Here is a 13,780-nt window from a genome sequence, read left to right as displayed (position 1 = left end):
TGGGTGGTTACTTAAAACAATATGAAGTAGCCATTAACCCCGACCTACTTAAATCTTTAGGTATTAGCATTTCAGATGTTTTTGTGGCTCTTGAAAAAAGTAATGAAAATACAGGAGGTGCCTACATAGAGAAAAACTCAAATGCCTATTATATCCGTTCCGAAGGTCTTGCAAAATCATTAGATGATATTGGAAACATAGTAGTAAATGAAACTGGAAGTGTGCCCATTTTAATAAAAGATGTGGCAGCATTGCAGTATGGCAAAGCTCCTCGTTATGGAGCACTTGTTCGTGACGGAGAAGAAGTAGTAGGTGGAAAAGTGATGATGTTTAAAGGAGCAAATTCTTCTGAGGTTACCGAATTGGTGAAAGAAAGAGTTATTCAAATTCAAAAATCACTTCCGAATGGAGTAGTTATAGAACCCTATTTAGTAAGGGATAAATTAGTTAAAACTGCTATTGGAACGGTAAAGAAAAACTTGATTGAAGGAGGGCTTATAGTCATATTTATATTGGTGCTACTTTTAGGGAATTGGCGTGCGGGTTTAATAGTAGCTTCGGTTATTCCTTTTGCCATGCTCTTTGCGGTATCTATGATGAATTTATTGGGAATCTCAGCTAACCTCATGAGTTTGGGAGCTATAGATTTTGGTTTAATTGTGGATGGTGCAGTTATTATTGTTGAAGCCATAGTGCACAGGCTTCAAGTAAAGCATTCAGGCAAACTATTAAGCCAATCAGAAATTGATGGGGAAGTCATCTCCTCTTCTCAAAAAATAAGAAGCTCTGCAGCCTTTGGAGAGATTATCATATTAATGGTTTATATCCCAATTCTCGCTTTAGTTGGTATTGAAGGTAAAATGTTTAAACCCATGGCTCAAACTGTAATGTTGGCCATTACCGGGGCATTGATTCTTTCTTTAACCTACGTGCCTATGATGGCAGCACTTTTTCTCAATAAAAAGGTTTCGAACAAAAGAACAATTGCCGATAAAATCATAGACTTCTTTCAAAGAGGATATACGCCTATTCTAAACAAAGCATTACAATTTAAGCACCTTTTTGTAGGAGGCACTATCGTACTTTTCTTGATAAGTATTTTTGTTTTTAGCCGAATGGGAGGCGAATTTATTCCCACATTAGAAGAAGGAGATTTAGCCATGCAGCACATTTTACCACCCGGAAGTTCGCTTTCTCAGAGTGTTGAAACCTCCAAAATGATTCAAACAAAACTCTTAAAAGAGTTTCCTGAAATCACTGATGTAGTAGCCAATATTGGTTCAGCAGAAATCCCTACGGACCCAATGCCCGTAGAAATTGCCGATTATGTTTTGGTAATGAAACCTAAAACTGAATGGTCCTCGGCAGATAATAGACAGGAAATGTTTGAGAAAATAGAAAAATCGCTGTCGTCAATACCTGGCGTTGGTTATGAATTTTCGCAGCCAATTCAGATGCGTTTTAATGAACTAATGACGGGTACTAAAGCCGACATAGCTATTAAACTATACGGAGAGGACTTAGATATGATGTTTCAAAAAGCTACAGAAGCAGAGAAAATCATAAAGAAAATTGACGGTGTTGGAACAGTGAATGTAGAACAAACAGTGGGTATGCCTCAAATTATCATCAATTATAAGTATGATAAAATGGCACAGTATGGTTTACATATTAAAGAAGTGAATCAGGTCATTCGGTCAGCTTTTGCAGGTGAAAAAGCAGGGGTTATATATGAAGGCGAAAAGCGATTTGATTTAGTAATTAGACTGAATGAACAAAACAGAACTGGAATTGAGGATGTAAAAACCCTTTTCATTACCCTCAAGAATGGCACTCAAGTACCATTAAGTAGTGTTGCCGACATTGATTTGGTAGATGCACCCATGCAAGTTTCTAGAGAAAACACCAATCGTAGAATAGTCATTGGTGTAAATGTGGGGAATACGGATGTGGAGACTTTAGTGGAGAAAATTCAAACCGAATTAGATGCCAATGTGAAATTACCAACGGGTTATTATTTCACTTATGGTGGGCAGTTTGAAAACCTAAAAGCGGCAAACGCAAGGTTATCAATTGCTCTTCCTATCGCTTTAGCATTAATTTTTATTCTACTCTACTTTACCTTTGGCTCTATGTCTCAGGCAGCTTTGATTTTTACTGCAATACCATTATCGGCCATTGGTGGAATATGGGCATTGCAGCTAAGAGGCTTACCTTTTAGTATCTCAGCAGGTATTGGATTTATTGCTTTATTTGGTGTAGCTGTTTTAAACGGTATTGTACTCATAGGCTATTTCAATGAACTCAAAAAAGAAGGAATTACTGATATTAAAGAAAGGATAATTACTGGCACAACTGTAAGGCTTAGACCAGTTTTAATGACTGCTGCAGTAGCTTCATTGGGTTTCTTGCCTATGGCAATTTCTTCCTCTGGCGGTGCTGAAGTACAGCGACCCTTGGCAACAGTGGTTATTGGTGGTTTACTTACTGCTACCTTTTTAACCTTAGTTATTTTACCCGTTTTCTACTTTTGGTTAGAAAAATGGAAAGAGCAAAAGTTTAATGGCTCAACAGCGGCAAGGGGCGGAGTATTGACCGTGGCACTTATTATGGGTGTAATGTTTTCTAGTCAGGCACAAAACAGACCAATTGATTTAGATAATGCCATTTCCGTAGCATTAGACAATCACCCCAATATAAAAGCAGCCACTTTAGAGGTAGAAAAAAATCAGTCCTTACAAAACCTAAAGTATAACCTCGGGAAGACTGATTTTTCCTATCAGGGCAATGGTTTGGTTGACACTCAATATGGTCAACAAGTAAACCAAATAGGGTTTATACAGAGTATTCCAAACCCATTAATAAATAGGGTGCAAAATAAATTACAAGATGCCCATACAGTACAAAGCAGTGCTCAAAAAGAGATTACCGCAAATGAACTTAAATGGAAAGTAAAGCAACTTTATTATGATATTCAGTATAAAAAAGAGCTAGAAAGTCTATATGATACGCTGGTAACCACTTACAAGGAATACCATAGAAAAGCCTTAGTAAGAGAACAATCGGGAGCTGTAAATCGAATTGAAGTACTTACGCTTCAATCAAAATGGAAAGAATATGAGCTGCTTTCAAACCAAGTGAAAATTGAAATTGCGAATTTAAACAAGCGTTTCCAATTATTACTAAATGCTAGTGAACCCCTTACAGCCGCCAATAGCCTTTCTGTGGCCAGTTATTCTACTCAAACAGATTTAATGTCTAATCCGCTTTTGTTACAGAGTCAGCAGATGGTTGCTATTGAATCTGCCAAAGTAGACGTATTGAAATCTGAACTTAAACCAAATTTTAATTTTGGCTATGCTCCACAATTGTTTAACCAGGGGGGCTTTCTAAATGCCTTCCAAGTGGGTGTATCTATTCCTTTATTTAATGAACAGGTTAAGAAAAGAATTAATGCACAAAAGACGCAAGTTGAAATAGGAAACTATCAGTACCAAAGTAAATTAATTGCTTTTAAAGGAAACCAATTAGAATTACAAAGCTCTTTAAGCCTGTACAAAGCAGGAGTGGATTTTTACAAAGAACAAATAGAGAGCATTAATCCGGAAATTGTGAGGATAAGCCAGCTGAATTACCAAGCAGGTGAAATTTCATATTTAGAACTCTTAAACACCCTACAATTAATGGCTTCCAACAATAAAAATTATTGGGAGCAAATAATAGCCTACAATACGGCTGTAGTGGATTATCAATTTCTTACAAATCAATAAAGAATACAAAAATGAAAAATATAAAATATATCATAGCAATTTTTACGCTTGCCCTTAGCCTGTTGCTTACTTCATGCGGAAATAAGACAAACCAAGAAAGTGAAATCAATCAAGAGGCTGGAAAAGGCACTCAAACAGAGGGAGAAGGCGACGGTCACAGCTCTGAGGAAGGCATACATCTTACAAAAGTACAAGCCAATACCATTGGTTTAGAATTTGGAGATTTATCAACCATAAAAATAAACGACTTTGTGCACGCTACAGGCAGCCTAGGCTTACCACCCAATGCACTTTCTTCTGTTTCGGTAAAGGCTAATGGCATTTTAAAAAGTACAAAAAAGTATGTTGAGGGCAATTACATCAAAAAGGGAGATGTTATAGCCTATTTAGAAAACACAGATTTTATTATAACCCAACAAGATTATTTAGAGGCAAAAGCACAACTTCATCTAAAACAATTAGAAGTTGAGCGACAAAATTCTTTGGTAGAATCTAATGCAGGAGTTATGAAGAATTTACAAAATGCTCAGGCAGAAGTGGCAATTTTAGAAGCTAAAACACAAGGTCTTTCTAAGCAATTATCGTTTTTAGGAATATCAACAGCTAGTCTTACGCCAAGTACCATTCGCCAACAGATTGCTGTGGTTGCTCCTACGGGCGGCTATATTTCCAAAATCAACTTTCACAATGGTATGTATGCCCAATCTTCTGTTTCCTTGATGGAAATTATTTCATCGGAACATTTACATTTAGAATTAGATGTATTTGAAAAAGATATTGCCAGTATAAAAAAAGGACAAAAAATCAGCTATTTGGTTCCTGCACTCGGGCAAACGATTTATTATGGTAGCGTAGATGTGATAGGTAAAGAGTTTAATTCCGACTCTAAAACAGTCCGTGTTCATGGCCATTTAGATGGCGTAAAACCTCAATTTTTAAAAGACCTATTTTTAAATGCTAAGATATTTCTCACGAATGTAGAAACTACTGCACTACCTGAGAAAGCAATTATTAAGGACGGAGAAAGCAGCTATGTTTATGTAGCTCACAATCAAAAAGATGCTGCCGAAATACAATTTGAAAAGATAAATGTATTAACAGGCTCAACAGATAATGGCTTCACAGCAATAAAATTGTTGGACACCATTCCTGAAGGTATGAAAATAGTAACAAAAGGGGCATATTATGTAAATGCTCAATCAAAAGCAGGTGAATTAGAACACGAACATTAAAATCAACTATCATGAGAAATAGTTTAAAAAAGGCAATCAACTATTATGATAAATTTGCCCAAGTGTATGATTTGTTCTCTCCGAAATGGTATTACCATGAGGCCAGAGATTATTCAATTAAGCAATTACAACTTAAGGAAGGCGATACTATTCTGAATCTACCTTGTGGAACTGGCCAGAATCTCGAATCTATTCAAGATTACTTAAATAATACGGGCCTGATAATAGGGATTGACCTTTCTGGTGGAATGCTGAATAAAGCGGAGAACAAAGTAAAAAAGAATGAATGGAATAATATAAAACTCATTAAAGCGGACGCTACAAAAGTAGAACCTAATTGGATAAAAACTCAGTTGAACCATTCACTTAAAATTGACGCCATTCTATGTGATTTAGGTCTATCGGGTTTTCCAGAATGGAAACAGGTAATTGACAACATGCTATTAATTCTGCCTCTTGGAGGCAGAATAGTCATTATGGATTGGTATCTTCCTAAACCTACCTTAAGAGGCAAGTTCATAAAGTGGATTGGAAAAGGAGAAGTAGACCGACCTCTGTATCAATACTTAGAAAGCAAAGTTTCAGATTTTTCAGTGGTCACTTATTTTAACCAAGGCGGTGTATTTGTGGCTGTAGGAGTTAAATCATAACACATAAAATCAATCGTCATGTATTTATTCATATTTTTTATTCTTTATTTCTTTTTAGTATTCTTATTAAGGTCATATCTACTTTGGAAAAAGACCAAGGTAAATCCGCTCACTTTCAACAAAGGAGATGATGCACATGGCTACAATGGAAAAGTATTTGGATTTGTATTCATTTTAGAATTTATAGTAGTTTCTATCTATGACTTTTTCCCGAGTTCGCACAAGTTTCTGCTACCTTTTTGGTACTTAGAAAACGACACCTTATTCTATTTCGGGTGGGTACTATTAATAATATCCTTGGTGCTTGTGTGGTTCGCTCAAGGCAATATGAGAGAATCTTGGCGTATTGGAATAGACGAAGAAAACAAAACTGAATTAGTAAATAGTGGTTTTTTTACTATTTCTCGTAATCCCATTTTCTTAGGGATTATGATAGCCAATACAGGTCTGTTTTTAGTACTTCCAAGTGCCTTCACCCTGCTAATCCTAGGATTATCTTTAGTTAGCATCAATACACAAATTAGACTTGAAGAAGAGTTTCTGCTGAAGGAATTTGGAGAACAATACACCATATATAAAAAGAGCGTAAATAGATGGACAACATTTAAAAAAAAATAAACAATGACAAATAAAAAACATACCCATATCTATGATGAGAGTGGCAAGCAAATATGTTGCTCTCTTGAACAAAAAATAGATAGAAAAACACCGCCGTCATTGGGCCATTCCGATGATGACGGTCACAATCATTCTCATGACCACTCCATAGGTAGCGAGAGTCCTTGGAAAGAGTATTTTCCAGCAATTCTAAGCTTTCTTTTACTTATTTCGGGCATAGCCCTAGACTATTTTGATGCAGCATTTTTTAAAGAATGGCTAAGAATAGTTTGGTATGGAATTGCATATATTCCTGTTGGTTTACCAGTAATTAAAGAGGCGTTTGAAGCATTAAAAAAAGGGGAAATATTCACAGAGTTTTTCTTAATGAGCATTGCCACGATTGGTGCTTTTGCAATAGGCGAATATCCCGAAGGCGTCGCGGTAATGCTTTTCTATGCCGTAGGAGAATTATTCCAAAGTGAAGCAGTAAGACGAGCAAAGGACAATATAAAAGCCCTTTTGGATGTACGTCCTAAAATCGCCAGTGTATTGAGAAACAAGTCTTTCGTAGAAGTCAACCCAAGTGATGTAGAAGTAGGTGAAACTATACAAATAAAGGTAGGTGAGAAAGTGCCTTTGGATGGAACATTATTATCTGATAAAGCGAGTTTAAATACCGCAGCCCTTACTGGTGAAAGTAAACCACAAAGTATTTTACAAGGAGAAAATGTATTGGCGGGTTCCATCAATATGGATGGGGTAATAGAAGTAAAAACGACAAAACTATTTAATGATAGTTCGGTAGCAAGGATATTAGAACTTGTACAAAATGCAACGTCTAAAAAAGCAAAAACCGAATTACTGATTAGAAGATTAGCTAAAGTCTATACACCTATTGTGGTCTATTTAGCTATTGCAGTCTGCTTCCTTCCTTACTTTTTTGTAGATGCTTATGTGTTTCAAGATTGGCTTTACAGAGCCTTGATTTTCTTGGTAATTTCTTGCCCCTGTGCATTGGTTATTTCTATTCCTTTGGGTTATTTCGGTGGGCTTGGTGCAGCTTCTAAAAATGGTATTCTATTCAAAGGAGCTACCTATATGGATAAGCTAAAAGAAGTAAATACGATGGTAATGGATAAGACAGGAACAGTCACGAAAGGGGTGTTCCAAATCAGTCAGATTAAGACTTTTAATGATTGGTCAGAAAAGACTTTTATGCCCTTTCTCTTGGCAATAGAAGCCAAATCTACCCATCCAATTGCTAAGGCTATTATGGAATATCAAACAAGTGAGCCAGTAGTAGAAGCAACAGAAATTAATGAAATAGCCGGCAAGGGTTTAATAGGAATGGTTGGCAATAAAAAGGTTGTTGTGGGAAATCAGAAATTGATGCAGCAATTCAATATCACGACTCCTTCAGAAATAGAAGATATTGTAGAATCAAATGTTTTAGTTGGAATAGATGGAAAATTTGCAGGTTTTGTTACCATTGCTGATGAAATCAAAGAAGATGCAAAAGAGACCATAGCTGCATTCAAAAAAGAAGGCATCAACTTCATTATGATGCTATCTGGCGACAAGGATAGTATTACTCAAAAAATCGCCTCCATACTTGGAATAGCAAATGCAAAAGGGGGTCTATTACCTGAGGACAAGTTAAACGAAGTGGAAACATTAAAACAAGACAGCACTAGGGTAATAGCTTTCATTGGCGATGGTATAAATGATGCTCCGGTATTGGCTGCCAGCGATGTAGGGATAGCAATGGGTGCCATGGGAAGTGACGTAGCCATTGAAACCGCCGATGTAATTATTCAAACAGACCAACCTTCTAAAATAGTTACAGGGATAAAAATTGCCAAATCTACCCAAAGAATAATTTGGCAAAATATATACATGGCCTTTGGTATTAAAGTAATCGTTTTAATAATGGGTGCAGGTGGCTTAGCCACAATGTGGGAGGCCGTTTTTGCAGATGTGGGCGTTGCCCTATTGGCAATACTAAATGCAGTTAGATTGCAGAAAATGGAATGGGTATAGGCAATGATATTATTCACATAATTAAAGTTATGACTAAAAAACTAATTGAAAATCAATTAAAATCATAAATTACTTGTCCAATATGCCGTCAAATAAATGTAGAAGACATGCCTTTTAGTACTTGTCAATTCTATAAAGTGTGCGATACCGCTAGCGGCATTAAAGCCAACAAAAGGAGATTGTTACTCGTAATCAAGTATTAAAATGAAAGAAATAACCACTAAGAGATTCCTTGAATACTTAACTCAAATACAATCATTAAGGCCGGAATCAAAGGCAGCTATTGATAATTTGTGTGCTACTGTTCAGGTAAAAAAAAATAAGAATCTGCAATCCATAGGTCAGACATGCAAAACCATCTACTTCGTACTAGAAGGAACGGCAAGAATCCATTATTATAAAGATGACAAGGACGTCACTGAATACTTTGCGTTTGAAAACGATATTATAATTAGAGCAGAGAGCCTTTTCACAGGAAAGCCTAGCCATAAAGCCATACAAGCCATCTGCGACACTACTTTTATTTCAATTCCTGCAAATCCTCTTTTTCAACTTTTTGAAAAGTATCATGACATTGAAAGACTCTTTAGGAAAATTGTTGAAGGCTCTTATGTAGATACTATCAACAGGCTAGAAAGTCTGCAATTTCATTCGGCAGATGAACGATATAAATCATTGATTGAAAAATCTCCAAGTGTTCTTAGAGAAATACCGCTAAAGCATATTGCCTCTTATCTCGGAATAACTCAAGTTAGCCTAAGTCGTATTCGAGCTGCATTCCCCTGATTATTTAACAAATGTAAAAGGAATTGATTCTAATAGCTCCGTCCTTTGTTGAGTGAAAATTACAATAGGATGAAACAAAAAGAAATCAATACGGACACTCTTAGAGAGTGGCTTGACTCTGGTAAAAAAGTAAATGTTTTAGATATAAGACCAATGATTGAAAGGGAGGAGTGGCAAATCCCAGGAAGTATTCATTTAGACGTTTATGACGAACTGAAAAAGCAAAATCCCAATTCGTTAAATGCTGTTGATTTCGATAAGTCAATTCCTGTTGTAACGGTATGTGCTGGAGGTAAGACCAGTATGATTGCGGCTCAATTACTACAAAAAGCTGGTTACAAATCTTTCAACTTACAAGGAGGTATGAAAGGCTGGAATTTATCTTGGAACATGGCTTCGAAGTCATTCGATGATTTTGAAATCATCCAATTCAGACGGACAGGAAAAGGGTGTTTATCATATTTGATTATTTCTGAAGGAGAGGCTATGATGCTGGATGCTTCTTTGCCTGTGGCAGTTTATAATGACTTCATTGATTACAATGGTTTTAAGGTAAAATATGTTGCTGATACACACATTCATGCAGACCATTTGAGTAGAACAAAAGAGCTGGCTGAAAATCATAAACTGCAACCATCCTTACCTTCAAATGACAAAATTAATTATCCTTTCAACGCAATAGAGGACGGCCATATATTTATGTTAGGCAAAATACAAGTAAAAGCCATTCACACACCAGGTCATACTTTGGAAAGCACTTGTTATCTGGTTGATGAAAAAGTTATCCTTACTGGTGATACTTTATTCATTGGAGGAGTCGGACGACCAGATTTGAAAGCCAATAAAGAAGAAGCCATGCACAAGGCAAGCCTATTATTTCATTCACTCCAAAAGCTGTTTAAATTAAATCAGTCAGTAATATTAATGCCAGGCCATAGTAGTCAACCCATTGCATTTGACAGTCAGATTCTACAATCAAGCCTTAAAGGGGTTATGACAAATACTCCATTACTTTCAGAAAAAGAAGACATCTTTGTTAGTTCACTTCTTAATAAGATTCCAGCTCCACCTGAGAATTATCTGATAATAGTAGAAATAAACACTTCAGGTGATTTTACAGGAATAGATTCTGCTGATTTAGAAGCTGGGGCTAATCGATGTGCAGTATCTTAAATATACCATGGAAGCTAAATTAGGACTCAAAGAAAACTGGAAACAATTCTCCTTATTGGTGTTAATAAACGGCTTTGTAGGAGGGATGGTGGGGCTAGAACGCACTATTTTGCCGCAAATAGCCGAAGCAGATTTTGGCATGGCAGCAAAAACAGCAGTTTTGTCTTTCATTATTGTCTTTGGCATTTCAAAAGCGATTACTAATTATTATACAGGAGTCTTCGCAAATAAAATGAGTCGTAAAAAGCTATTGGTTTTAGGGTGGCTCATTGGCTTACCAATTCCCATTATTCTGATTTATGCTCCAGACTGGAATTGGATAATTGTTGCAAATATCTTTTTGGGTATCAACCAAGGATTGACATGGTCTAGCACCGTGATTATGAAAATTGATTTGGTCGGAGAAAAAAACAGAGGTTTGGCGATGGGTTTGAACGAATCTGTAGGATATCTTGCGGTAGGTATAGTGGCGTTTTTAACAGGATGGATAGCCTCTAAATATGGACTTCGACCTTATCCTTTTTATATGGGCATCGGTTTTGCTATAATGGGTCTTTTCTTAAGTGTAATATTTATAAAAGACACTGTGCATCATATGAAAATTGAAACTAAGGCAAGTAATGTACCCTTATTGAAAAATATTTTTATAGAAACCTCTTGGGTTAATCCAAATCTAGGTTCAATCACTCAAGCTGGTTTGATTAACAACCTCAATGACGGCATGATTTGGGGTTTGCTTCCTTTTCTTCTAATCTCAAAAGATTTTAACCTTTTAGAAATTGGTAAAATAGTGTCTGTATATCCTTTAGTTTGGGGTTTTGGGCAACTATTCACTGGCAAACTTGCAGATTTTTACAATAAGAAAAACATGCTTATATTCGGAATGTTAATGCAAGGCGTTGCCATTTTATTGATGCTATTAGCCGCAAGTTTCACCCAATTTATACTTTTAGGAGCACTCTTGGGAATCGGTACTGCCATTGTTTATCCCACATTCCTTGCAGCACTGGCAGATTTCACCAATCCTTTACAGCGAGCGAATAGTATTGGCGTTTTTAGACTTTGGAGAGACTTAGGTTATGCCATTGGTGCCATTATTACTGGAGTGGTTGCAGACTTATTCGGACTATCTTATTCTATTCTAATTATTGGGTTCCTAACCATTGGTTCTGCTATAATTATTTGGATAAGGATGGGGAATACTAGAAATTGAAATCTTATTTTTTAGAACTTTACTTAGGAAAAAGGGAAGCGATGTTCGTCAATCGTTCCGCTTTGTTCCGCAAAAACATATCTGCAAGGGTAAAATGTACTCCCTTCGGTCGCCCTTGCATAAAGCGTTCGCTGTACTCACAGAAAAATAAAATTGGGGTCTGTCGCTGCATGTATTTTTGCTTTCTTATCCTTTATTTTGCTATTAATCAGCTATTTCTGTTGCTAATTCGTTTCTACCACTTTAGCAACATGCTGATATACAGTAGGTTAATTTAATCTCAAATATTTTGTATCTGGAAGTAAATTAAAATATGAAATAGAGTTTACCTCACTTTAGTAATAAATATTTTCAAAAAACTGGCTTAAAATTATTAATTGCTATATTAGCAATTCATGCAAAAACATAAGCAAATAAAGGCACTTTTCTTTTTAGGCATCTTTGGCCTATTGCTTTTGCATCAGGTACTACCTCATTTGCATCATCAGCACCAATCTCATGAGGTCATTGCCCATAGTGCAACCCACAGTCATCATCACGATGATTCACATGAAGAAAGCCCTAAAAAAGGATTATTAGATTTGTTTTTGGAGTTTCATATACATTCGGTTGTTACTAATGAAGTTTTGGTAACAAACGAAAGTGCTGTTAAAAAACTCACAGTTAAAAAACTTGTAAATACAGTCAGTTCTTATACTCATTTTAGCTTTACATTAAGTTATGATGCAGCCTTAAAGACGGCGGTGTATCATCCGCCCAATATTTATTTTAATCCTTACCTCACCTCCCTCGACTCCCGAGGTCCGCCTTCTTTAGGTTAATCGTTTAGGAATACTTTCCCTAGGGTAGTATTCTATTAAAAATCAGATTAAACCTAAAATTTCAAACAATGTATAAACACATCGTATTCGCAATTTGCGGGTGCCTGTTCTTTATTAATGGTTTCTCACAATCTTCAAGCATTGAGAAAATATTAGAAGAAATAGAACAAAATAATACAGAGTTAAAAGGCTATCAGTCATACATTAACAGCCAGCAACTCGAAAACAAGAGTACCAATAATTTACCTGACCCACAGTTTTCTGGGTTTTATTTACCCTTTGGGAAAAAGACAACAGGAGATTATACTGAATTTCAAATTTCACAATCATTTGAATATCCTACAGTATATGCAGCTCGTGACAAATGGAATTTGTCTAAAACTGAACAGTTAGAGTCGGCTTTTGCTAAAAGTAGACAAGAGCTTTTATTAAAAGCAAAAAACATTTTAATAGAACTCGCTTTCTTCCAAAAACAAAGGGCGATAGAGTCAGAAAGAAGAACTCAGAGCAAACGGGTTTTCGACCAAATTCAAGAACTTTTCGACAGTCAGCAAGTAGGTATTTTGAATTTGAATAAGGCTAAAATTGCTTGGATGCAAGAGCAATTTATTGTAGAACAAATTGATAGTGACATTCGAATCGAAATGTCCAAACTAAAAACCTTGAACGGGGGAATTTCAATTGAAAGCATTTCTTCACAAATAATCTTGCCTACCGAAATTGGTACAATGGAAAATCTTTGGAATGATAAATTGACAAGCGACCCTCGTTTCGAAGAATTGCAGGCAAATGAAACCGCTTCGCTTCTAAAGATTAAATTGGAGAAAAGTAAAACCTTGCCAAATATGGCATTTGGGCTTAATTATCAAGGAGTTAGAGGTAGTAATTATACAGGATTTTACGGAGGAATTTCCATTCCACTATGGAATAGTAAGTACAAGGTAGAAGCTGCCGAAGCAAACCATAATTATCAGCAATCCAATACCGTAATTATTACATCTTCGCTTCGTGCAGAATTCCAAGAAAATTACATTCGATATGAGTTAATGCTTGAAAAATACAATGAATATAAGACTGTAATGGGCGATTTAAATAGCGAAAGTTTGTTATTTGAAGCCTATAAATTAGGAGAGTATTCCTTTATGGAATATTACTTAGAGCTACAGTTTTATAGAAATGCATCAGATAAAATGCTGCAAATGCAAAAGGAGCTTCATATAGAGCAAGCTCAATTATTAAAACATCAATTATAACACTTAAAATAAAAAGACAATGAAAATTTCAAGAATAGCAATCGCATTAGTTACAGTTTCAACTTTTTTAATGGCATCGTGTAACGACTCAGAATCTAAATCAGAAACTACCGAAGAGCATGGGCACGAGCATGACGCAAATGGAAACCATATTAATGAAGAAACTATCGGACAAGAGGAGTTTGTAGTAGACATGGATTCTTTGGAAACAAAGCACGAACACCACAATGACGATAAGCACT

11 protein-coding genes are annotated in these 13,780 nt (G+C 36.0%); all 11 read left to right on the top strand.

Annotated elements, in window-relative coordinates; all coding sequences use genetic code 11:
• On the top strand, positions 1-3,770 hold a 3,770-nt coding region (locus ACTBZY_RS10065), incomplete at its 5' end, for a CusA/CzcA family heavy metal efflux RND transporter (protein WP_463046203.1).
• An 11-nt stretch (positions 3,771-3,781) separates the two neighbouring features.
• Positions 3,782-5,002 (top strand): efflux RND transporter periplasmic adaptor subunit, encoded by a 1,221-nt coding sequence (locus ACTBZY_RS10060; protein WP_463046202.1) that lies wholly within the window; start codon positions 3,782-3,784, stop codon positions 5,000-5,002.
• 11 nt (positions 5,003-5,013) lie between these two features.
• A complete protein-coding gene (locus ACTBZY_RS10055; protein ID WP_463046201.1) occupies positions 5,014-5,652 on the top strand; it encodes a class I SAM-dependent methyltransferase in 639 nt (212 codons plus the stop codon).
• Between the two features lie 18 nt (positions 5,653-5,670).
• The gene (locus tag ACTBZY_RS10050) at positions 5,671-6,270 is read left to right on the top strand and encodes a methyltransferase family protein (RefSeq protein WP_463046200.1); all 600 of its coding nucleotides are present in this window, start codon (positions 5,671-5,673) and stop codon (positions 6,268-6,270) included.
• A 3-nt stretch (positions 6,271-6,273) separates the two neighbouring features.
• Positions 6,274-8,292, top strand: a complete 2,019-nt coding sequence (locus ACTBZY_RS10045; protein WP_463046199.1) for a heavy metal translocating P-type ATPase — start codon at positions 6,274-6,276, stop codon at positions 8,290-8,292.
• Positions 8,293-8,496: 204 nt separating this feature from the next.
• Positions 8,497-9,078 (top strand): Crp/Fnr family transcriptional regulator, encoded by a 582-nt coding sequence (locus ACTBZY_RS10040; protein WP_463046198.1) that lies wholly within the window; start codon positions 8,497-8,499, stop codon positions 9,076-9,078.
• Positions 9,079-9,147: 69 nt separating this feature from the next.
• A complete protein-coding gene (locus tag ACTBZY_RS10035) occupies positions 9,148-10,251 on the top strand; it encodes an MBL fold metallo-hydrolase (RefSeq protein WP_463046197.1) in 1,104 nt (367 codons plus the stop codon).
• 7 nt (positions 10,252-10,258) lie between these two features.
• On the top strand, positions 10,259-11,464 hold the full coding sequence (locus tag ACTBZY_RS10030; RefSeq protein ID WP_463046196.1) for an MFS transporter: 1,206 nt from the start codon (positions 10,259-10,261) through the stop codon (positions 11,462-11,464).
• 395 nt (positions 11,465-11,859) lie between these two features.
• Entirely contained in the window at positions 11,860-12,285 is a 426-nt protein-coding gene (locus ACTBZY_RS10025; RefSeq protein WP_463046195.1) for a hypothetical protein, read from the top strand.
• A gap of 68 nt (positions 12,286-12,353) precedes the next feature.
• The gene (locus tag ACTBZY_RS10020) at positions 12,354-13,538 is read left to right on the top strand and encodes a TolC family protein (protein ID WP_463046194.1); all 1,185 of its coding nucleotides are present in this window, start codon (positions 12,354-12,356) and stop codon (positions 13,536-13,538) included.
• A gap of 19 nt (positions 13,539-13,557) precedes the next feature.
• Positions 13,558-13,780 (top strand): hypothetical protein (locus ACTBZY_RS10015; protein WP_463046193.1); only part of this gene is annotated, 223 nt, incomplete at its 3' end.

It is taken from the genome of Arcticibacterium sp. (genome assembly GCF_055134445.1).
Note: the sequence above shows the minus strand (reverse complement) of the source record. Positions and strands in the feature narration are given on the sequence as shown.